The following is a 384-nucleotide window of genomic DNA, read 5'->3' as shown; positions in this document are numbered from 1 at the left end:
AGTTCAAATTGTCCGTCGCGCCCAGCGGCACCGCGCCGGAACAGGCGAGGTTGCGGCAGGCTTCCGCTACCGCGATTTTTCCGCCCTCGTAGGGATCGAGGTAAACATAAGTGCCGTTGCAGTCCACCGACATGGCGATGAACTTGTCGGGCACCGGCTTGCCGTTGCCTTTGCCTTCCGGAACGGAATCGCCCTTGATGCGCAACACCGCGGCATCGCTGCCCGGCGGCACAATCGTGTTGTCGCGCACCATGTGGTCGTACTGCCGATAGACCCAGTTCTTGGAGGCAATCGTCGGCGAGGCGAGCAGGCTCTTGAGATTTCCCACGGCGTCTGCGGTGTCGGCGACGCCGTCCAGCGTGAAGGCGCGCACCTCGGCGAGAT

1 protein-coding gene is annotated in these 384 nt (G+C 63.3%); it reads right to left on the bottom strand.

Annotated elements, in window-relative coordinates:
* The coding region (locus I6F37_RS44645) for an AIR synthase related protein (RefSeq protein WP_249795520.1) at nt 1–384 on the bottom strand (384 nt) is incomplete at both ends.

Source organism: Bradyrhizobium sp. NBAIM08 (assembly GCF_020193935.1).
Lineage (GTDB): Bacteria > Pseudomonadota > Alphaproteobacteria > Rhizobiales > Xanthobacteraceae > Bradyrhizobium > Bradyrhizobium yuanmingense.
Note: the sequence above shows the minus strand (reverse complement) of the source record. Positions and strands in the feature narration are given on the sequence as shown.